Source organism: Alcanivorax jadensis T9 (assembly GCF_000756655.1).
Lineage (GTDB): Bacteria > Pseudomonadota > Gammaproteobacteria > Pseudomonadales > Alcanivoracaceae > Alcanivorax > Alcanivorax jadensis.
In genome coordinates this window covers 231,640-253,303 of sequence record NZ_ARXU01000003.1, presented here as the reverse complement: position 1 = coordinate 253,303, position 21,664 = coordinate 231,640, and the positions used below count along the sequence as shown (strand labels likewise).

Sequence of the window (21,664 nt, the reverse complement as noted above, 5' to 3'; positions counted from 1 at the left end):
ATATAACTGTCAGGCTTCCAGATCATCCAGCAGCTTCCCACCGGCAGGATGAAGAAACTCCTCTGACAGAATCAGCCGGGCCAGGACCTGACAGGCAGCCGCACCTTCCGGCTCCGCCACCTCGGCGTGAATCACCCGGCCGGCATAACACCATTCCCGTGTCGCCACCGGCTCACCATTAATCTGCCGAACCGGACCGACCCGGGGTTCGGCCAGTTCATGGCCTACCAATACCGACAACGATAATGGCGCCAGGCAGGTGCCGGCAGTGAAGGTCTCACGGGTGCCGCGACCGGGGACGCTGTGGCTATCCAGCACAAGAGCTGCTTCCACATCATCGTCAAGACGGGAGTCATCACCGATCCATAGTTCACTGACTCCATTGCCCATGGCCTCACGGCGCTTGCGTTTTTCCCGCCGCACAAATACGGCATCCGGCGCCACACGGGCGGCCGCCCCCCAGACGCCAGCCAGAGACTTCGGCAACGAATCCGGCATCTCCGGCAGACCCAGAGTCCGACGCATCTGTGTTGCCAGCTTGCGCGCTTCATCCCTTGCTGCCAGGTTCGGCTGCAGTTCCCGGGGCGGTCGTTGGCGGACTGCCTGTATCAGGGTCGTGGCGTCGCAGGGCTGTGGCTGCCAGGCTGCCATGACCTGCCGCCCTTCCTCACCGCGCGGCAACGTCACCGGCCGGCGCCAGACGCTGAGAGCCGCAGCCAGATCCACCATGCAGCCTGTAGCGTCAGCGTCGGGCATGGCCATGATCAGGTGGGCAAAAAAGGTATCCACCGGCAGGGCCGACAGGGCAAGGCCACGTGCCGTAGCCAGTCCCTTTTCATCCACGGCGGACAGGGCAGCGAGCTGATCCAGAGCCCGTTGCCGTGTGGCAGGAGGCAGGGGATCGGGAAAAACTAACGTATCCACCGGTGTGCCAACACAGGCCGATGCCAGCACCAGATCCACCAGCTCCTCGCGCTGGATTTCCGGTGGAGTGCGCTCCTCCAGTGGAGCATTTCGACCCCACAAGCGGATGACACTTCCCGGCGCGGTTCGCCCGGCACGCCCCTTTCGCTGATCGGCTCTGGCCCGGGAGATGGGTTGCAGGGAAAGTACCGTTCGCCCATTACGCTGATGAGTTCGGCGCTCCATACCGCTATCCACCACCAGGGTGACACCGGGAATGGTAACGGACGTTTCCGCCACATTGGTGGCAACGATGATGCGCCGACGGGCACCAGACTGCAGGGCGCGCTGCTGCCCGGCCGCCGGCACCCCCGCATGCAAGGGGATGACATCCGCCTCCAATCCCTTGAGCACGGATACGACCTGCTGGATTTCACCGCGACCGGGCATGAACACCAGTACATCACCGTTTGTGTTTGCCAGCCCTGCGCTAACCGCTTTGTGCACACGGTTGGCCAGATCATGGCGCGATGGCATCTGCCGGTCGTTGCTGGCCTGATAGTTTTCTCTCACCAGAAAACCACGTCCCTCAGACATCAGATGCGGGGCATCCAGATAGCGCGACAGGCGGTCACCATCCAGAGTCGCCGAGGTGACAATCAAGCGACATTGCCCGTGCTCACGCAGCAGGGCCAGCAGTAGGTCGGTATCCCAGCGGCGCTCGTGAAATTCATCCAGCATGATAGTGGCAAAACGCCCCAACTGACCTTCCTGCAACCAGCGCAGAGCAATACCTGGGGTTACGAAAACGATATGGGTGTCTTCATTGAATGCCTGGTCAAAACGGATCGCGTAGCCCACAGACTGGCCCACGTGTTCGCGACGGCAAGACGCCAGAAAAGTGGCCAGTGCAGTGCAAGCCACGCGGCGCGGCTCAACCACCAACACGGGACCCAGCGCCCCGGCCCACACCGGCAGGCGAGTAGACTTGCCTGAGCCTGTGGCCGCTGAAACCACTATGGAGCCATCGGCCAACGCCGCGTCAACCTGGGTTTTCAGTCCATCAATGGGAAGGGAATCGTGATCTGTCATGGCTCCTTCTATCCGCCCTGAATCAAACCGCGATGGTAAGGGGCCTGGCGCAGGGAACCAAGCGCCACTGGACGGCAGTGGCGCATGGAGGGAGGGTCAAACCTTCAGATATTTCGCCGCCTTGGCATCCGCTTTTTTGGCCAGCGGTTTCAGCTCGGCGATTTTTTCACAGACCGCGTCGCACTCTTCCTTGCTGAGCGCATGGCCATCCACCGCCTTGTGCAGCTGGTGCATGTAGTTATCCAGAATCGTCAGTACCGACAGGTGCACCAACGGAGCAATGGACGACTTCTTCTGGGTGATGTGCTGTTTGCGGTGGGCCTGCTCCCAGCGTTTTTCGAATTCCTTGTGGCTCAATGTCATGACAACCTCCCTGTTCAGAATGTGAGTTTATTAACGCTGATGCTGTTCAGCCCCAGCTCGCCGCCGCTGATGCCCTCCAGGGCCACCGGCAGGCTGATGTCGTTGAGCGACACCTTGCCCAGGGTGGCACCGAGCTTGGCATCACTGAGCGTCATGCTGCCCACGTTCAAATGCACCGTGGGGGTGACAGCGATGCTCACCTTGAGGATGCCCAGATCCACGCCCAGGGATTTATCCGAGGCCGTGGCATCCACATTGAACGCCTGGCTGGTGGCCGCCGGCATGGTCACGGACGGGATGCTGATGTTTTCCAGGCTGGCGCCGGGCAGGACCAGCTGTTCGGTCGGAGCCGCCCGATTCACCCGCAGGGTTTCGCCGTTCGCTCCTGGCACCGACAAGGAACTGAGCGACAGCTCGCCGATGCCCATACCGGTCACGGACAACCCGGCGCTGGGCAGGCCCAGTTTATCCAGGCGAATACCGGACAGATCCAGGTTCCCCAGATTGAGCTGGTCGATGGGTTTCATCTGCGCCACCAGACCGGGAATATCAATGGCCGGAATCTGCAGGTCGATATTACCCAGGTCCGGCACTGTGATGGTGCCCAGATCCACCGGGATATCCAGGCTGCCCATATCCTCGTTGCCATCCCAGCTGCCTAGCCAGCCCAAGTCAATTTTCCAGTCCAGGCGGAACCCCAGCTCGACAATGGTTCGCACCTGGTTGAGCACGGCTTTGGCGCTATCCACCGAGGCCTGGGTATTTTCCACGTGTAGATTGCCGATGCTGGCACTGCCCAAAGTGACCTTGTCCACGCGCAGGTTACTGAGCGTGCCGTCTTGCACGCTGACTTGATCGATGGCGATTTTGCGGGAAACCTGGGCGCCAAGAACGCCCAGGCGGGTGAGAAGATCCCGGGAAACCGGGAGAGAATCCAGCAGGTTGTCCGCAGACAACCGTTCCTTTAGTGACATGTTTGCCTCCTGGCAGAGTTGAGTCCGCACACTCCGGTGTGCGCTTACACTCTAACCAGTGAGGCATTCGTTGCATATAAAGCGAGCGTGCCAATTTGCTCGCCTCTCACTCCCGGTTAATTCGCCGGGGGCACCACTTCAACGGGCTTAACAGGCTCCTCGGGCACCCCACCCAGCGGCAAATAATCTGCTGACTCCGGCTTGCGCCAGTCGGGGCATTCCGCCGTTTCCTGCAGATCGGCCTCAGCTGCCGCAAACGCCTGTACCGGCTGCGAAGCGGGAGGGAGATGGTGATAATCACTCTGTGGCACCTGAATGGCATTGAACCAGCCATTGGGAATCCAGTTGAAATCCGGGCTGGGCAGGATCTTGCCGTTGAAATGCCCACCCCGGGAAAAGGCGCGCAGAATATCGTAGGTGGAATTCATGCAGTTGCGACCGAACAACTGGTACGGCTGGGCGCTGACCCAGGCCATAACACGCAATGCCGCATCAGGATCGGGCCATACCTGACTGGTCATGGTCAGATATTTGAAATAATTATACTCCGCCCCATGATGCACCATGTTGGCAAACACTTGGGTGGCCTGCCTTTCTCCCGACACTCTGCGTGACCAGAAGCCGTTCATGCCATTTCCGTTGGCCCAGCCGTCACCTTCCACGGCTCCCACCATCCACTGCCCATCCGGCAGTTCAAATCCCCACCCCACATGCCCCAGCAGAGGCTGGCCGGCTAAATCCGGGCGTTTTGGACACAGTACGACGATTGCATTAGCTTGACTCATTACGTTCCCTCGCGATCTTTATGGTGTTTTTTTTGCCGTTCTTCCTGAACGATGAAGCCTGTCGATACCCTGACGGGCACCCGCAGACCAAAAAGACTATAATCGCAACCTTCTTACAACGGAATATGCTTGCGGACTTACCATGCCTTCTTTCGATATCGTCTCTGAAATTGATGAAGTGGCCCTGCGCCACGCGGTGGATAACGCCAACCGCGAACTAGCCAACCGTTTCGACTTTCGTGGCGTCGAGGCCAGCATTGAGCAGAATGGTCTGGATGTGACACTGAAGACCCAGTCGGATTTTCAGGTGCAGCAACTGGAAGAGCTGTTTGCCAAGGCGGCGGTCAAGCAGGGCATCAGCGTCGCTGGCGCCGACCGTCCGGAAAAGCCTGAACATAGCGGCAAGACTTTTTCGCTGACACTGACTTTCCGTCAGGGCATTGAGCAACCCCTCGGCAAGCAGATCGTAAAGATGATCAAGGACAGCAAGCTCAAGGTGCAGGCTTCCATTCAAGGCGACCAGGTTCGCGTGAATGGCAAGAAGCGTGATGACCTGCAGGCGGTGATGTCACTGCTGCGCGAATCAAGCATTGAAACACCGCTGCAGTTCAATAATTTCAGAGACTAGGTACTAATTGTAGGAGCTATGCTTGCATGGAGAATTCGGTGTTGGGAAAGTTCGCCATGCAAGCATAGCTCCTACAGAGGCTGGCGGAGGGCTCGCTGGCTCAAGGACCAATAACAATAATCAAGGAGACTTCATGTCCGCTTCTTCGCACCCGGCAGTGCCACGCCTCAACCTGCTCTGGTTTACCGTCCTCGCCGCCCCCATGATGATCGGTATCGCCATCGCCCTGATGATCTGGTTCGGCCAGTATCAGGCGCCCATGGATCTGGTACCCCAGGACACCCTGCGCATGGGCGCGCTGGGGGCCATGGCACTGATGCTGGTGGTGGCAAGACCGCTGCGCAACCTGCTGATGGCTCCGGCAACCATTGCCCAGCGCCCCCTGCAAGGCAGCACCCCAGCCAACGACGGTGAGAAAGCCGCCATGCAAGTGCAGACCAGCATGTTCATTCTGTTGGGCCTGATCGATTTTGTTGCCATGATCGTTATCGCCTTCTGTCTGATGCAGGCAGATGCCCACCTGGCCATTTTGAATGGCGTATACAGCCTGGTATTGGCCTTCATCACCAAACCGGATTTTGCTGCACTAATTGAGCAGACCCGGCAGCAACTGAAACGCTGATCGAAGATCGCTCCACGGGTCATTGCGACCCGTGCCTGGGGCCGAACAAGCAGTTGATGATTCAGACTTGCCTTCCTATTGAACACCTCGCGACATGAATTGTTAATGAACACCGTTTAACAAAATCTCTCCAATGCCCTACAACTGTTCCCGTGATTGATAACAAGGAGAATCATCATGGGTTTCAGGAACGGATTTACCCGTTTGTTGGCCGGCCTGGTCCTGCTGTTGGGCAGCATGACTACACCGGCCCTAGCCGCCGGGTTGATGACGCCAGCCAACAGCAGCCTGCCACCACTGCAGATCCGAGAACAACATGTCACAGTGGACGTGGAAGACGGCTACGCCATCACCGAAGTGGAGCAGGTCTTCCACAACCCCAATGATCAGGATCTGGAAGCCTATTACCGCTTCCCGGTCCCCGAGCGCGGCACCGTTGCCGAATTCACCGTGTGGATCGACGGCAAGCCGGTGATCGGCGAAGTGCTGGAAAAACAGCAGGCCCGCCAGGTCTACGAACAGGAAAAAGCCGCCGGTCGCGAGGCAGGCCTCACCGAAAAGGACAGCTACAAGGCCTTTGATGTGCGGGTACAACCAGTGCGCGCCGGCCAGGATACACGGGTACGGCTGGTCTATATGCAGCCCGCTTTTGTGGATACCGGCATCGGCCGCTATGTGTACCCGCTGGAAGAAGGCGGCGTGGACGAGAAGAAGCTGGCGTTCTGGACCGCCAACAACAGTGTGGAAGAACACTTCAGCTTTACCCTGAACCTGCGTAGCGGCTACCCGGTGGACGCCCTCCGCCTACCCAAGCATCCCGAGGCGCAGATCCAGCAACTGGACCCACAACAATGGCAGGTAAAACTGGATAATCGCGCGGCCACCGTTACCAGCAAGGAAGACGAAAACAGCGAAAGAGCGAACTTCGCGCCCCCGCCCGCCAATGGCCAGCCGACCAATGCCTTCACCCTGAATCAGGACATCGTCGTCTACTGGCGCCACCAGCAGGACCTGCCCGGCAGCGTGGACCTGGTAGCCTACAAGGCACCGGGCAAGGACCGCGGCACCTTCATGCTCAGCATCACCCCTGGTGATGATCTGCCAGCCATTAGCACCGGCAGCGACTGGGTGTTCGTACTGGATATTTCCGGTTCCATGAATGCCAAGCTGGCCACCCTGGCGGACGGCGTCAGCCAGGCCCTGGGCAAACTGCGCGGCGGAGACCGCTTTCGCATTGTGCTGTTTGATGACCGCGCCGAAGAACTTACCAACGGCTTTGTAGATGCCACACCGGACAGCATTCGTCGCTACACGGACAAAGTCATGCAGCTCAAATCCCGTGGCGGTACCAATCTGTTCGGCGGCCTGAGCCTGGCCCTGAAACCGCTCGACGCAGATCGTCCCACCGGCATCGTTTTGGTCACCGATGGCGTAGCCAACGTGGGCAAGACCCAGCAGAAAGATTTTATCGACTTGCTGGAAAGCCACGACGTTCGGTTATTCACCTTTGTCATGGGCAACAGCAGCAATAGGCCCATGCTCACCGCCATGACCGATGCCAGCAACGGCTTTGCTATCAGCGTGTCCAACAGCGATGACATCGCCGGGCAGATTCTCAACGCCACCGCCAAGCTCACCCACCAGGCCATGAACGACGTGGAGATCGATATCGACGGCGTTCGCACCGCCAACCTGCAACCGCAACGTGTCGGTAGCATCTACCATGGCCGTCAGATCGTGTTGCTCGGCCACTACTGGGGTGACGGCCCGGCGAAAGTCACCCTGCGTGCCAACGTGGGTGGCCAGGACAAGCAATACAAAACCCGTTTCGACTTCCCCGTCACCGGCGGCGATAACCCGGAGCTGGATCGCCTGTGGGCCTACGCCACCATTCAGGGCATGCAGCGGGAGATCAATTATTTCGGCGAAGAAAAGGACCTGCAGCAAGGCATCGTAGACCTGGGCCTGGAATACGGACTGGTCACTAACTACACCTCCATGGTGGTGCTGCGCGATGAGGTGTTCGCGGAATACGATATTGAGCGTCGCAATGCCAAACGTCGGGACATCGAAAAACTGGCCAAGGCCCAACGCCAGACCAAGGCGCCCACCAGCAACCGGGTGGACCAGGCACAGCCCATGTACACCAGTAACCAGCCTTCCTACAGCGGCGGCGGGGCCGGGAGTGGCGGCGCCTTCGGTATCAGCGCACTACTGCCCTTCCTGATCCTGCTTATCGGCGGCGGACTGCGACGAAAACCCGACAACTCGGAGAACATTTTATAAAGGTGAGTTATCAGAAAAAATAATGCTGAATAAAGTCAGGCTCATTGCCCGGATGCACAGTGAAATCTTTCCGGTCAATGAGCAACAACGCAGAATAGTGGCGGCGAAAAACGCTTCTACGCGCTTAATCCAAGCGCCACTTCCAGGTCCGCCGCTGCCTGCCGAATGGCGCAATTCTGATCGTAATCACGATACTGATCCGCAAAACGTCTCGCGCTTTCGCCATAGCCAGGACTGGACATGATGGCATTGATCCCCGCAGCAATCCGTTGAGGCTGGTCGAGAGTAGCGATCTCCCCGGCTCCCATGGCTTTGATTCGGCGGGCAAACATCAACTGCTCCATATACAGAGGTATCTGCATAGTCGGAGTACCTGCAAGCATGAACATGGCGGTGGAGGAATGATTGCCATGAAACACACCCAGAGAGGACTGCTCAGCCAGCTTCTTGATATCTACCAACCCATCAAGAAAACGACACTTTTGGTTTTCGAACGGAGCTCGGAATTTACCCTCAACACCAGGGCAATACACCAGGGTCGGCAAACCGGTTCGACTTAGCATCGCAAGGACTTTGTCGACCCCGGGGCGGGCAGTCAGATAGGCAAAAATCCGCTTCCCCTCCCCTTTTGGCCAGCGCGGTGAAATTGGAATCGACGGTACCCAGGCGCCACGGAAAATATCATCATTGTCACGGCAGAAATGATCCAGCTCGCGAAAACTGGTCAGTACGTTCAGGCAAGATAGCCGATAGAGTTCAGAAACATGCTCAAGCGCAGGTCGACTATCACCAATAACGGTGTTTATGCTGTCCAGCAACATGACATCCTGATGTCTTCGCTGTTTTTCAGACAACTTGTTGCTGATAACCCCGAAGGGCTCCTCCTCGGCAGGAGGACAAAAAAATCCATTGCCCTGCAAGGCAAACGGAATACGTTCCATATAACAGGCAATCATTGCTGATGGCGCGAATTCCAATAGTGCGGCATCCGGCTGCAACGCGCTGAGAAGGCTGCGCCACCCGGTAACCGTAGACATCAGTTTTTCGGGATCCCGAAATCCGATATTACCCAGCAATTGAGAGTAGCAATCGGTGCGAGTCATTTCCCAGGGGCGGTAGGTCACTTGAGGAGTTTGCAACCAGACAACATCCAGACCTTCCAACGCGCGCTGTGCCGCAGAGACATCTCGCACGATGAATGTCAGTTGATGTCCTTTTTCCAGTAAAACTTCAGCAAGCATGCGCAGTGGCATGATGTGGCCCATGCCATGCCCCAGCTCCCAGCCAACGACCAGATGCGCCATCTTTTATCACTCTTCCAGCAAGGTATTGAAAAGGCGCAGCGCCAGTGAATCTGGCACCGTTACATGATCCCAGCGAACCCTGTCGCCTTCGCGAATGGTATCGATCAGCTGGCAATCCTGCAGCAACCCTATCGGCACAAAATCACGATGTTGCTCAAAGGGAAGGGTCTCGCCCCGGAACACAAAACTCCCCAAGGCTCGCGTCACAATGTCTCCAGATTCCATGTCGGCCTTTGCGATCGCACACACTCCGACAGAGGGTTTTCTTCCATTATTCAACAGGGGTTGCCTGCCATTCAGAACGGCCTCTATCGTTCCCACCATTTCCAGGTGACAAAGGTGAAAGGGTTGCAGCAAAAAGTAGTAAGGCCCCTCACCCAACTTGAGATATTTGAGAAAGCGCTGTTGTTCCGCATCATGGCGTGCAACAACAAACACCCCGGCAGGACCACCGGCATTAAGCACATAGTCACTCACTGGCCCGGCTTCGTGCTCTTCTGCCATCTCCGCCAGCTGCTTTGCCGCCGCCTCCAGGTCGGGGGAATCCGGCCCCATCATGCCTGAACGTAGCAGATTTGCGCCCAGCCCATTGGCCACCAGAGCCTGTTCAATCTGAATCTTGGTGCCATCGGTAAAGGCGGTGACCTGAGGAAGGCTGATCCCCTGCTTTTCTGACCAGAAAACCATATCCTCACGGGATGGTTTCGTGTTGAGGAACCCTTTGATATTTCCGAAGACCACCGGCCGAAATCCCATGGCCGTCACTTTTTCATTCAGTGCTGCCAAACTGCCCGGCTGGTCCCCTTCCGCTTCCGTGAGATAGCCCGTGTCCACAAAGGCACTGCCAACAGTAACGTGAAATTCCGAATTCATGGTGACAACAGGAATCCCGCGTTGATGCGCGGCAGCGACAATCTCACTGGCAAGCAAGACATCGCCACTGCATTCCACCAGCAAGTCGCAGCCTGAAAGAAGCTTTTCACGGTCATTAGTAAGAACCTCCGGGAATGGATGCTCTACCTCGCGCACCGGGCGGCGCGTATATACTTGGCTGACCTTCAGCCGGGGATGCCGTTCCAAGGCCAAAGCCAGGCCGACTCCGATAAAGCCAGTGCCGCAAATAGCAATAAAAGACATGGATCACTCAACCTATTAGCGTTTGCTTCATCATGCCTGAGACGAAAAAAAAGCGCCCGGGCAAAACCCGGGCGCTTCTATTTGAGGGACCAAGGCTTAGCGACGGCGGCGACGCAGCCCAAACAGCATGCCCATCAACACAGCAGCGATACCCAGGGAACCGCCGTTAGAAGAAGACTCTTCCGCAGCAACACTGTCATCCGCGCTAGTATTGCGGAAATAACGAATGCTTTGCGAGCCTTCCAAAGAAATCCGTCTCTCAGACTGTCTAGGCTGGAGTTCTGGCTCAGACATATTCAACTCTACGACAATCAGATCATCCTTGCCGTCACCATCCATGTCGGCAAAGGTGGGCGCAGCCCAACCGGTGGAGGTCACATCCAGGCTGCCGGACGTATCTTCGACCTCGACAAAATCTGCCGTGGAGGCCGTGCCCTCGTTGATGAAAAGGCGTAGTGGTGCAGCGGAAACAGTGCCCATCACCAGATCCAGATCACCGTCGGCATCCACATCGTGAAGGACAGCCGGGGCGCCGTAATAGGGCGCCGTCAAGGCACTGGCTTCCACCAATGGGCTGTTGGCACCAAGATCCATGAAAGTATAGGGGGTGGTTTCGACAGTCATAGACGTATTCATGAATACGCGCAACGTATCTTCATCCACACTGACGATGTCGATCTTGCTATCGTTATCAAGATCCCCGGCAGCAAAGCTTACAGATCCACAGCCAGCGTAGGCGGCGCTCGGTGCCAGCACATTACCGTAAAACGGATTGGCACTGGAGCCATACCCACCACCACTGTACGTGAACGGATAATGGGTCACACCGGTGACAACCCCACTTTCATCGCTCTCAACTTCGGCGAAAGAAAGCTGGGCGCTGCTATAGGCGCAGTCCTGCCCACCGAAGAAATCCAGATCACCATCACCTTCCAGGTCGGCAGCGGACACCGGGTGGCCATAATAGCGGTCATAATCATCCGCAAAAGGGCTCACTGCGATGTCCTGACCCGCATAACCGGGGCCGGCATAGCTCACATCAGGGACATGAGAAAACTCTGGCGCGGTTGCACTACCGATATTTTCCCAGACACTGGTTCCGCCATAGCTATATGGGTAGTTGTCATTCTGATAATTATGGAAAAGGACAGCATCTTTATCGCCATCATTATCCAGATCCATCATCACCAGCGACGGGTTTCCACCGGTGGACGTAATAGCGTCAAACGGATTGGCTTCGGTCACTTCCTCGAAAGCGGCGTTAGCGACCCCGACAAGGCCGACGGAGGCTGCGACAGCCACGGCAAGACGGCGACGTTGAAATTTCTTCATGAATATCTCCTTTTATGTATCCGATAAATAACAACCCGGCAGAAACCGGGCTGTATAGCGTTAACGCCGACGACGACGCAGCAGCAACAAAGACAGCCCGATAAGCAATCCACCGACAGCACCACCTGACGAGCTGCTGCTATTTCCTGTGTTATTTTCGTTCGCCGTAGCACCAGCGCCATCATTCAGGAACAGTCGATAAGACGAAGCTCCACTGGCCTGCTGTTCAGCAACGACCAGATCGTCATCATTGTCGTTATCGATATCGGCCATCACCGGGGCGGCATAAATGTCGGTGGATACGTCCAGGGAGGCGTCAGCTTGTTGCTCAAACACGGCCATGCCAGCAGTGCCGGTGTTCACGAACAAGAGCATATCCCCGGGTCCGTTACGCACCCCCACGATGACATCCGTATCGCCGTCGTTATCCACATCGCCGGCGGCCAGAGGGGCGCCGTAGTGTTCTGAATGATTCAGTGCAGGAATATCATCCGGGATACCCATATAAACGCTGTTGGAAGCACCCGCATAAAAGGGGTTATTGCTGCCGGTGAGTTCATTCAGCTGAACCACGCCATCGATACTGCCGTTATTCTGATAGACACGAACAAACTGGTTATCCATGACGACAAGGTCCATATCGTCATCACCATCAATATCCAAAGGTACCGCTGAGGCATATCCGCCGTATTCGTCCAGATAAGGCACCAGGCCCTGGCCGTAATAGGGACTGTCAAACCAGTAATACGTGCCGTTGTGGTAGCCGTCGGCCAGGCTAGTGGCTACGCCATAGGCATCCGTAGTCGTGACCCCAAACCACATTTCCACGCTAGAGGTGTTGGAACCGCCAATAAAGTCGGCATCCCCGTCGCCATCCAGATCGCCAGCAGCCACCGGGTGGCCATAGGAGCTATAGGTCCAGGAATTCGCAAACGGGTTTACCTCGAAGGTATCACCACCGTAACCGGAGATGGGAACGTCGGCGACCTGGGTGAATTCGGCACTCTGGGCAGAGCCGGTATTTTCATAAAAGCTGATATCACTGCCGTAATAGGGAAAACTGTCAGCGTCCGCAGCATGGAAGACAACGGCCTCGAGATCACCATCATCATCAAAATCCTGCAAAGTCAGGGACGGCATTACTGTGCCAGAGGTAATAGCATCGAACGGATTGTTTTCGGTCACTTCGGTGAAACCAGCGTATGAAGGGCTGGCAATGATGGCGAAACCACCAAGCATAGACGCACGAATAGCAGCAGCCAGCGGCTGTCGACTAAATAAAGACATGATTTTCCCCCATCAACCCCAGAGTCTGGCCGTTAATCCTTGGCCGCTTTTTTACATTTCGTCACGATATTAGGTCACTTTTCCAACAATGTGAAATGGTTCGCATAAAAACATCGGAATGAATTAAGTTCATTGCTTTTTCTGTTTCGAAAGGAGCGCCCCCAGGCGCTGACTCAACGCTGTCAGAATAAGGGTTGGAGGGACAGTCATCCCGCTGGGGAGGACACTGCTGCCAGCCACATACAGGTTTTCGGTACCCCAGACTTTCAGGTTGGCATCCACCACACCATCGCGGGGGTCCAGCGAAAGGCGTGTCGCCCCCATCAGATGATGCGATCCGGGCCTCAGTGCGGTTTGCTTGTCGACACTTCCCACTGCTTCAGCAAGCTGGCGCTGCAGATCACTTCCGACCTTGATGGTGCGGCGGTCTTCAGCGGTGAGGCGATAATCAACCCTGGGCAGGGGGTCACCCAGGGCATCGGTCTTCTGGCCGGGCAGAATACGGTTTTGTCTGCTGGCTTCCTGCTCAAACAATACCTCGACCATGGTGAACTCCGAGCCCTGCGGCCCGGGTTTGAGCCCCACATGGAAAAGCGTTCCCCGGATGCCGTCATAGGCCGGGTCATGGAGCATGTCGCGGACATGCAAATGAGTCTCCGTTGCCCCTTGCGGCAACAACGCTTTCTCCCGGCGCCCATAAATCTGTTGCCCGGGATGCTCCATAAAGCCTGCACCCAGCCAATCGCTATGATTGCCCGGTGCCGCTCCGCCGTTGCTGCTGGCGCTGTTCCACAGCAGCCTGGGGGTCTGCACGCCACCACCACAGAGAATCACCGTACCGGCCTCCACCTCCAGCGGCTTGCCCTCCCGGTCGGCACATTCCAGCGCCACGGCCCGCCCGCCGCTCATGCGGATACGGCGAACCGTAGTGCGATCTTTCAGGGCAACCGTGTTCAACCCGGCCACGCGGTCAATTTCTCCGTCTTCCAGTAATCGCAGCGCATCCATCCCTTCATGGTGAACCATGCCGTAGGCACCGGCTTCCAGGTGCTGATACCCCGCTCCGGTCAACAGCTTGCGAAGCCCTTCGCTGCTGGCAATGAAAGGATTGACTGGCAAGGCCGGATTCATGGCCGGCTCGGACGGACGCACATGCAGCCATTGCTCGGCCGACTGCAACCAGGGCGTCAGGCTGTCCATGGAAAAGGGCCAGTCCTTCCCCACCCCACGCAAGCTGGCAGCGTGCAGTTCCTGCTCCAGGGGGCGCGGCGAATGGCTCTGCCAGAGGTTGGTGGTTCCGCCCAGTAGTCGCTGGGTTGCCCAGCCAAAGTTATAGGCCAGGCCCCACTTGCCCGCTTCGACAGCATGCATGTCCTGTAACGCCCGATCAGGCTCTGCTGCCCCTCCTTCCAGCACCAACACTTGCCGCCCCGCCTGGGCCAGGCTGTCAGCCAGGGCTATGCCCGCAGGGCCGGAGCCGACGATGACAAACTCCGCAGAGAGTTTTCTCTGGCAACCAGAAAGCAATGCCACCGGTGACAGCGACAAACTTAGAGCCACATCGCGAATGAATTCCCGCCGCTTCATCACAGCAACGCTCCGATTTCCCGGACCATGCGGTTAACACTGTCTTGATAATCAAAACCCTGATACCGGGAGGCGGCTTTGCCGCAGGATTCCTGCATGGCGCGGCTACGCAACATTGTTTCCAGGAGAGGGGGAATGGCCTTGCCGTCTTTAACCGGGAGCATGGCACCCAGGCTGGAGCTGGCCACCCTGCGGGCGCAGGCCTCCTGCTCCTGGTGCAGAGGGAAAGACAGTGAGGGAACTCCGCCAAGCATTGCCGCAGCGGCCGTACCATGATTGCCGTTGCAAACGATCAGGTCCGCGTCACGAGTTACCGACTTCATACTTTGCCGCCCCTCCACAACCCGGATATTGGAACTTTTATGCCGACGCAAAATAGCAGGGTCAATGCGGTCCGGAACCAGCAAAAGAGACAGTTTCAAAGCATTTACTGCCGTCAGGAATCCCTCCAGTGCTGCAAACGGCTTCAGATACGCGAACACCTGATGCTGGCCGGCATCTGGCCAGACGGGACGCTCACCATCTTCGGGCACTTCCACTCCCATATAAGGAACGCCATCCCGAGGACCAAGGTGATCCAACTCCGCAAAACTCAGCAGGTATCGACCCGCAACACTGTTAAAGAGCTCGTGAAGGTGGTTCAAGGGCTGCCCACCCGAGCTGCCAATCAGTTTGTTGAACACATCCAGGTGGCGCTGTTCACGCTTGCCATTGTCGCCAACAGCAAAACCGGGGAAACACATTGGGAACTGCTCAGGGGGCAGGGTAAAACCGGTTCCCACATGGACAACCGGGATACGCAAGGCTCTTGCCATCAGCAAGGCCCCGGGGCTGTGCTCTGTTATCACCAGGTCAGGTTTGAACAATGTCGCCAGCTGGCACCAGGCATGATGCCGACCCTTGAGACTCGCGTTATCGGCGAAACCATTGAGCGAAAGCAAGTCAGCAACACCTTCCGCTGGGCGCCCCAAGGGGTAGCGCTTATCAACCTGGGAGGGAGCCTGGACAATGGACTTGCTAAAAGAACCCAATACCCGACGGGCCGTGTGCACCTCCACCGCAGCAACCACCAGATCATGCCCTTGCTCTACCAGAGCCTTGAGCACTTTACGCACGGGCATCAGATGCCCCATGCCCTCACCCATTTCCCAACAAAACAGAATTGTCGCCATCCCCGCCCCCGATCATCGCCTCCTGATGCGGCCACAGAGTGGCCGGTTCCGGCTTTTCAGGCAAGCTCGTATTCCCTGCAACGATGGATAACACAATGGGCATGACCTGCTCAGTCAAGCGTCGCCATCCTGCGTTTTTGACCATCAAAGCCCATGGCCAGTACTGCCCTGTCACCGAGCAATATTTGTCCGGGATGGTTTACTCCTGTCGACCTTCGATGGCGGACAACAGCACTCCGGCGGCAATCCCCAGGCGTTTATCCAGCCGCCCGTCATGATCCGCACTGAAATCCACATCCAGTTTCAGAATGAAGGGATTGAACCGTTGCCGGTACTCCGCCACAGGCTTGTCGCCCACACTGGCGTGGTAGTGCTGCGGAAAGAAGAACGCCAACACTTCGATATAGCGACGCACCAGTGCCTTGAGCATGGAGTCTTCTTCCAGGGTGCCGATTTCCTGGCCTTCGCTATCGAGGAAAGTCCAGTGGTCGCGCAGAAAGGACGACTTGAAACCCGCCCGCCGTAAGGTGCCCACATGCTCATTGTTCTGTGAATCATGCACGTCATAGGCGCCGGCAAAATCGAAAATGCTGCGGGTGGAGATACGCAGCAGTTCCTGCTCCTGGCTTTCATCCGCATACAGGCGAATGTCCTCGCGGATGCGGAAGCGCTTCATGTTGGAATATAGCGCCAGCTCTCCGGTGTCCGTATAAAGATGAAAGGCATCACCGAAAAGCCGGAAGAATTTTCGGCGAATGGTATAACGGCGGTGCTGAAAACGCGCTGCATGAGTCATGGCCTGCCTTCCCTGAGCAAAAAAAGCTACCCTACCAGCGCAAGAAACGATCACAAGCCTTCCTGGCATGGAAGGCGAACGCTCACCAACAGGCGGCCCTATGAACCCGGAATTCTGGCATCAGAAATGGCACAACTCGGAACTGGGATTTCATCTTCTGCAGGTCCATCCATTACTGCAGCGTTACCTCGACGAACTGGCGTTGAAAGCCGGTCAGACCGTCTTCCTTCCCCTGTGCGGCAAGACCCTGGATATCGGCTATCTGCTGGAAAAAGGCTACCGGGTGATCGGTGCCGAACTGTCTGATAAAGCCGTCACCGACCTGTTCGCCTCATTGAATCGCCAGCCGGTGATGACCGACTGGCAAGGTGGCAAGCGTTACCAGCATGGCGACCTCTGCGTCTTTCAGGGTGACATCTTCCTGCTACAGTCCGGTGATATAGCGGCACCGGATGCCATCTATGACCGGGCTGCCCTGATCGCCCTGCCCGAGGCCATGCGCGCACGTTATGCTCGCCATCTACTGACAATCACCGACAAGTCACCGCAGCTACTTATTACACTGGAATATGATCAACAGGAAATGGATGGTCCGCCGTTTTCTGTTGGCGAACCGCAAATAAAAGCACTTTATGGTGCCGACTACTCAGTCGCCTCGCTTTCCAGAAAAATGATTCTCGACCACGAACCGGTTTTCCGGGAGCGGGGGCTGACGGCGCTTTATGAAAATGCGTTTCTTCTTGGGTGATTTTTCATAGAGGAACAGAGAAAACCCGTACGCCTTATTCGCCGCCCCTGTAGGAGCTATGCTCGCATGGCGAACCATCCCTCCAACCCTTCGCCATGCAAGCACAGCTCCAACGAAAGCCGGAAACGCTGCGCTCTCTTTGCTGAAACGTTTTCCCAAATCAGAACGCCAACAGCGAATTACCAGGGCAACACACTGCCATCGGAATGCCAAAAGGTACCGCTGTTTTCCAGACTCAGCTCATCCATCCGCGTAATCAGATTTGACGCCGCTTCGTCCACTGTCAGGTTACCGCTGTTGCCGGTCATGTCGGTCTGCACCCAACCCGGGTGCAGAATAGCCACGGCGATGCCGCGTTCGTGCAGGTCCAGCGCCAGGGATTTACCCGCTGCGTTCAAGCCGGCTTTGCTGATGCGATAACCGTACTTCTTCCCAGAGCTGTTATCGGCAATAGAGCCCATCCGCGAAGTCATCAGGCCCACCTTGCTGCCTTGATGCAGGTTGTTCAGCAGCGCCATGGTGACCCGCAGCGGACCCAGGGTATTAACCTCGAACTGTTGCAGGATCTGCTCGAAATCCATCTCGTCCACGGTCTCGCTGAGCATGATCCCGGCATTGTTGTAGAGAATATCCACCGACGTATTACCCAGCGCGCTGATCAGGTTACTGACCCCGTCAGCGGTGCTCACGTCCACGCCATCAATAATCTCCACGCCACTGTCTAGCAACGCGGTCGACGCCTGACGACACACCGCCAAAACCCGCTCGCCACGGGCTTTCCAGTGTTTTGCCAGTGCAAGGCCGATGCCCCGGTTTGCACCAGTGATTACAATATTCTGCGCCATTTCTGCCTCCTTTCTATTGGTTTCCCAGTGACTTAGCTGCGCTCCCATTCAAGCACCTTCTTTGTGCATTACAAAACACTGCAACATTAGATACAAAACAACATTTTTAGCCAACATTGGCAGCGCAATGAATTTTATATAGTGCGCGCACAGGTGGATTGCGCTGATACGCCTGTCATACACGCTTTTGTGTTCATGGAAGAAAGGGGGAAGTACCCATGCTACATCTTTTGAAAATCCTGCTGATGAGCTCTCTGCTCATCACCCTGGCCGCCTGCGGTGGCGGCGGCGGCAGTAGCCCGGCCACCACTACGGGCAACACCAGTGAAGAAACCGGCAATACCGGGAATGAAGACGGTGGCGATACTGACGGCGAAGAAACCGGCGGTGAAGACGGTGGCGACAATGAAACCCCGCCGCTCACCGAAGAAGAGAAACAGCAGCTGCTGACTCTGATCGACACCAACAACCACTTCACCGCCTCTGTCTGCCCGCAGGCGCTGCTGGGCACCCAGCTGGGCGGCGTGATTGATGTCCTGGCCTGCGAGAACGAAGCGCTGACCAACATCTCTCTGGGTAACGACAACGTCCTCGGCCTGCTGTGCGCCGATACCGTTGCCGCTACCGACACCGACCTGCTCGGCAGTGTCACCGAACCCACTTTCCTGCCGACCTGTCTGGAAGAAAGCGTTCCCTACCTGGTGGGCACCCTGGGCGGCATTCTGGATAACAGCGGGGCCATCGGCCAGCAGCTGTGCCCCAGCGCGGAAAACCCGCTGGAGTGCGTGGTACAAACCCTCAGCAGCGTTCCAGACAGCACCCTGGCCGGCGTGCTGGGTTACCTGGGTTGCGACAACGCGCTCAACCCGCAGCTCTGCCTGACTCAGGTCGCTGACAACCTGGCCATGGGCGAGCCCCTGATCGGCACTGTGAACAGTCTGTCTCTGGCCCTGTGCCCGATTGCCACCGGTGCAAATGAATTCGCCCCGCAAGAATGTATTACCGAAGTGCTGGGCGGAGTGGGCTCCATCCTCAACCTGACCGGCGGCCTCGGCGAGCTGTGCCCGGAAGGCGCTGACCCGTTCACTTGCCTGCTGGCTGCCGGCGAGAACCTGGGCCCCATCGGCGAACTGATGGGTGAGAGCCCACTGGACCCGGCCATTCTGGAAGACCTGCTGGCCGGTCTTGCCGAGCCCGGCAACATGGAACTGCTGAGCGAGCTGCCTGCCATGCTGGAACAGATTCCGGTACTGGGCGATCTGCTGGCCGGCCTGCTGGGTAATGGTGGCGACCTGTTCGGCACCCTCAGCGACCTGCAATCCCTGCCTGACCTGCTGACACAAATTCCGGTGCTGGGCGACATCCTCAACGGTGCTGCCGGTGGCGACAGCGGTGGCCTGCCCACCGATGCCCTGAGCCTGGAAACCCTGATGGGTGCCCTGGAAGGCGATCAGCTGAGCATGGTGACCGACCTGCTGGCCGACGTGCCGGTACTGGGTGACGTGGTCAATCAACTGCTGGGCGCCGTGTCTTGCGACGCCGCCAACCCGCTGAACTGCCTGACCGACTCCGCCGGCCAACTGGAACAGTTCACCGGCCTGCTGGAACAGATCCCGCTGCTGGGTGATGTCCTGAACGGCCTGCTGGAAGCCCTTACCGGCGCCGGCAACGGCGGCGAGCTGCTGCCCGGCACCGAGATGCTCAACGAGATCCCGGTACTGGGTGATCTGCTCAATCAGATCCTCACCACCCTGCAAGGTGGCGCTGGTGGCGACATGCTCACCCCGGACCTGGCCATGCTGGAACAGATTCCGGTATTGGGTGAACTACTGAACGGACTGCTGGGCGGGCTGCTTAGCGGTGACCCCAGCGGCCTGCTGGACAGCATCATGGACCAGGACGGCAACCTGCTGGACAGCGTATCCGCCCTGGTGGAAGAACTGCCGCTGGTCGGCGACCTGGTCGGCAACCTGCTGGTGTCCCTGCTGGGTGAAGCCGAAGCCAGCAGCCTGCTGGCTCCGCTCAACGATGCCCTGACCACCATCCCGGTACTGGGTCCGGTACTGGGCGGCCTGCTGGGTCTGCTCGGCTAATACGTTATCAAGCACCACAGAAAACGTCCCTTTAATGGGGCGTTTTCTGTTTCTGCCCCGCCTCCCCCCCTTTCCTGTCACCGCGTCTTTGTTACAGTGGACATCCACTTACAGAAGGATGCGAATCATGACCATTGCAGTCGGCGATACTCTTCCTGCCCTCACTATCAAGACAAACGGTGCCAAAGGCCCCGAAGACCTGAACACCAGTGATTTTTTCAAGGGCCGCAAAGTGGTTCTGTTCGCGGTACCCGGCGCCTTTACCCCGGGCTGTTCCAACACCCACATGCCCGGCTTCGTGATCAACGCCGATGCCATTCTGGAAAAGGCTGACGCCATCGCCTGCATGGCGACCAACGACGCCTTCGTCATGGATGCCTGGCAGAAAGACCAGAACGCCGAGCACATCACCATGCTGGCCGACGGCAACGCGGAATTCGCCAAAGCCCTGGGCCTGGAACTGGATGCCACCGGCGGCGGCATGGGTATCCGCAGCAAACGCTTCGCCCTGATCGCCAACGATGGCGTAGTGGAGTACATCGGCGTGGATGAAAAAGGCGTGGACAAGAGCAGCGCTGAAACCGTGCTCGGCCAACTCTGAGTCGAACCTCAAAATACAAATACCGCGTCCAGAGGTTGGGCGCGGCCAGCAATCTGACCAGCGCTTATTGCCGGTGAATTCACAACGGCGCCACAGGTTTTGTGCTAACAATGGAAGCGTCTACGGCAAGGACAAAGCACAATGAGTATCCTGCAACTGCCCCATGCAAAACCCGAGGCCATCCTCATCGACTGGCATGCCACCCTGGTGGATACCCATGATGCCATGTACCACGCCGTGGACGATGTACTTCCGCATTTGCGCGAACTGGATCTGTGGGACCGCCTGCTGGACCCGGATGATTCCAAAACCATCGAAGATGCCAAACTGCTCATTTATGTGAAAGACAACAAGCGCCTGCACCCCAAGATCGTTGCGCAACGCAAGATTTCCCGCACCGATATCTTCGAAGTGCTGTTCGGCAGCGACCAGGACGCCAAAGGCCGCGCCCACCAGGCATTTGACGAGGCCTATAAAAAATACGTAGCCGAAGTGTTCCCGATGGAAGTAGACATCCGCGAACAACTGGAGCGCATCCGCGCCATTGGCGTAAAGGTCGGTCTGATCTCCAATCGCAAACGGGACTTTCTCGAACATGAACTGGCACTGGTGGACGGCACCGGCTGGGAAGATTTGTTCGACGTGGTGGTGTGCGGCAGCGATGTAAGCAAACGCAAGCCGTCCCCGGAAATGCTTCTGCTGGCCATGGAAAAACTGGGCATCTCACCATCGGAAAGTTGCTGGTACGTGGGCGACAGCACCACCGACGTGATCGCCGCCAAGGAAGCAGGCATTACCTCCATCTTCTACAACGGGGCTGGCTGGGATCAGGCCTGGCTGGACAAGATCTTCCCCAATACCGTCAAACACCCCCACCGCCCGGACTCAGTCGTCGGCAGCATCGCCGAACTCGCCGACCTGGCCCGCCACCTGCTGGCCCAGCACAAGCGTGTCGAACGCGCACGGTAACCTCGATTCAAAGGCGGCTTTACCACAGAGGGCACAGAGTCCACTGAGGATAAGACCAGAATCTTCACCCGAGACACTCCCCTCCCGTAGGAGCGCAGCGAATAACGTCGCTCGCGGCGCGATTCCACACCAAGGGAAAA

General features: G+C 57.5%; 19 protein-coding genes. 7 read left to right on the top strand and 12 right to left on the bottom strand.

Annotated elements, in window-relative coordinates; genetic code table 11:
* Positions 1–9: 9 nt before the first annotated feature.
* The 4 genes from T9A_RS05840 to T9A_RS05825 form a co-directional block, all read right to left on the bottom strand.
* A complete protein-coding gene (locus T9A_RS05840; protein WP_198030621.1) occupies positions 10–1,995 on the bottom strand; it encodes a helicase-related protein in 1,986 nt (661 codons plus the stop codon).
* A gap of 96 nt (positions 1,996–2,091) precedes the next feature.
* The gene (locus tag T9A_RS05835) at positions 2,092–2,358 is read right to left on the bottom strand and encodes a hypothetical protein (RefSeq protein ID WP_035245957.1); all 267 of its coding nucleotides are present in this window, start codon (positions 2,356–2,358) and stop codon (positions 2,092–2,094) included.
* A 14-nt stretch (positions 2,359–2,372) separates the two neighbouring features.
* Positions 2,373–3,332, bottom strand: coding sequence for a hypothetical protein (locus T9A_RS05830; protein ID WP_035245956.1), 960 nt, complete (start codon positions 3,330–3,332; stop codon positions 2,373–2,375).
* Between the two features lie 116 nt (positions 3,333–3,448).
* On the bottom strand, positions 3,449–4,117 hold the full coding sequence (locus T9A_RS05825) for a hypothetical protein (protein WP_156964840.1): 669 nt from the start codon (positions 4,115–4,117) through the stop codon (positions 3,449–3,451).
* A 142-nt stretch (positions 4,118–4,259) separates the two neighbouring features.
* On the opposite strand from T9A_RS05825, the gene T9A_RS05820 reads away from it, so the two are divergent.
* The 3 genes from T9A_RS05820 (at position 4,260) to T9A_RS05810 (ending at position 7,653) form a co-directional block, all read left to right on the top strand.
* Positions 4,260–4,745, top strand: coding sequence for a YajQ family cyclic di-GMP-binding protein (locus T9A_RS05820; protein WP_035245952.1), 486 nt, complete (start codon positions 4,260–4,262; stop codon positions 4,743–4,745).
* A gap of 133 nt (positions 4,746–4,878) precedes the next feature.
* The gene (locus T9A_RS05815; RefSeq protein WP_035245950.1) at positions 4,879–5,367 is read left to right on the top strand and encodes a hypothetical protein; all 489 of its coding nucleotides are present in this window, start codon (positions 4,879–4,881) and stop codon (positions 5,365–5,367) included.
* 177 nt (positions 5,368–5,544) lie between these two features.
* Positions 5,545–7,653, top strand: a complete 2,109-nt coding sequence (locus tag T9A_RS05810; RefSeq protein WP_035245948.1) for a VIT and vWA domain-containing protein — start codon at positions 5,545–5,547, stop codon at positions 7,651–7,653.
* Positions 7,654–7,769: 116 nt separating this feature from the next.
* Here T9A_RS05810 and T9A_RS05805 read toward each other — a convergent pair whose 3' ends face one another.
* From T9A_RS05805 to T9A_RS05770, 7 genes are all read right to left on the bottom strand, one after another.
* Positions 7,770–8,957: a glycosyltransferase gene (locus T9A_RS05805; RefSeq protein WP_035245943.1), complete on the bottom strand. Its 1,188-nt coding sequence runs from the start codon at positions 8,955–8,957 to the stop codon at positions 7,770–7,772.
* Positions 8,958–8,963: 6 nt separating this feature from the next.
* Positions 8,964–10,094 (bottom strand): hypothetical protein, encoded by a 1,131-nt coding sequence (locus T9A_RS05800; RefSeq protein WP_035245941.1) that lies wholly within the window; start codon positions 10,092–10,094, stop codon positions 8,964–8,966.
* 96 nt (positions 10,095–10,190) lie between these two features.
* Positions 10,191–11,426 (bottom strand): FG-GAP-like repeat-containing protein, encoded by a 1,236-nt coding sequence (locus T9A_RS05795; protein ID WP_035245940.1) that lies wholly within the window; start codon positions 11,424–11,426, stop codon positions 10,191–10,193.
* 60 nt (positions 11,427–11,486) lie between these two features.
* Positions 11,487–12,713 (bottom strand): FG-GAP-like repeat-containing protein, encoded by a 1,227-nt coding sequence (locus tag T9A_RS05790; protein WP_084573402.1) that lies wholly within the window; start codon positions 12,711–12,713, stop codon positions 11,487–11,489.
* A 129-nt stretch (positions 12,714–12,842) separates the two neighbouring features.
* Positions 12,843–14,300 (bottom strand): GMC oxidoreductase, encoded by a 1,458-nt coding sequence (locus T9A_RS05785; RefSeq protein WP_035245937.1) that lies wholly within the window; start codon positions 14,298–14,300, stop codon positions 12,843–12,845.
* Positions 14,300–15,472 (bottom strand): glycosyltransferase, encoded by a 1,173-nt coding sequence (locus tag T9A_RS05780; protein WP_156964838.1) that lies wholly within the window; start codon positions 15,470–15,472, stop codon positions 14,300–14,302. Before T9A_RS05780 ends, T9A_RS05785 begins: the two co-directional genes overlap by 1 nt.
* A gap of 199 nt (positions 15,473–15,671) precedes the next feature.
* Positions 15,672–16,268, bottom strand: coding sequence for an LURP-one-related family protein (locus tag T9A_RS05770; RefSeq protein WP_035245930.1), 597 nt, complete (start codon positions 16,266–16,268; stop codon positions 15,672–15,674).
* 100 nt (positions 16,269–16,368) lie between these two features.
* Here T9A_RS05770 and tmpT point away from each other — a divergent pair, with 100 nt between their 5' ends.
* The gene (tmpT, locus tag T9A_RS05765) at positions 16,369–17,016 is read left to right on the top strand and encodes a thiopurine S-methyltransferase (protein ID WP_035245929.1); all 648 of its coding nucleotides are present in this window, start codon (positions 16,369–16,371) and stop codon (positions 17,014–17,016) included.
* Positions 17,017–17,195: 179 nt separating this feature from the next.
* On the opposite strand, the gene T9A_RS05760 is transcribed toward tmpT, so the two are convergent.
* The gene (locus T9A_RS05760) at positions 17,196–17,861 is read right to left on the bottom strand and encodes an SDR family oxidoreductase (RefSeq protein ID WP_035245928.1); all 666 of its coding nucleotides are present in this window, start codon (positions 17,859–17,861) and stop codon (positions 17,196–17,198) included.
* A gap of 218 nt (positions 17,862–18,079) precedes the next feature.
* On the opposite strand from T9A_RS05760, the gene T9A_RS05755 reads away from it, so the two are divergent.
* From T9A_RS05755 to T9A_RS05745, 3 genes are all read left to right on the top strand, one after another.
* On the top strand, positions 18,080–19,954 hold the full coding sequence (locus tag T9A_RS05755; protein WP_035245927.1) for a hypothetical protein: 1,875 nt from the start codon (positions 18,080–18,082) through the stop codon (positions 19,952–19,954).
* A gap of 127 nt (positions 19,955–20,081) precedes the next feature.
* Entirely contained in the window at positions 20,082–20,555 is a 474-nt protein-coding gene (locus tag T9A_RS05750) for a peroxiredoxin (protein WP_035245925.1), read from the top strand.
* Between the two features lie 141 nt (positions 20,556–20,696).
* Positions 20,697–21,524, top strand: coding sequence for an HAD family hydrolase (locus tag T9A_RS05745; protein WP_035245924.1), 828 nt, complete (start codon positions 20,697–20,699; stop codon positions 21,522–21,524).
* The last annotated feature ends 140 nt before the right edge of the window (positions 21,525–21,664 follow it).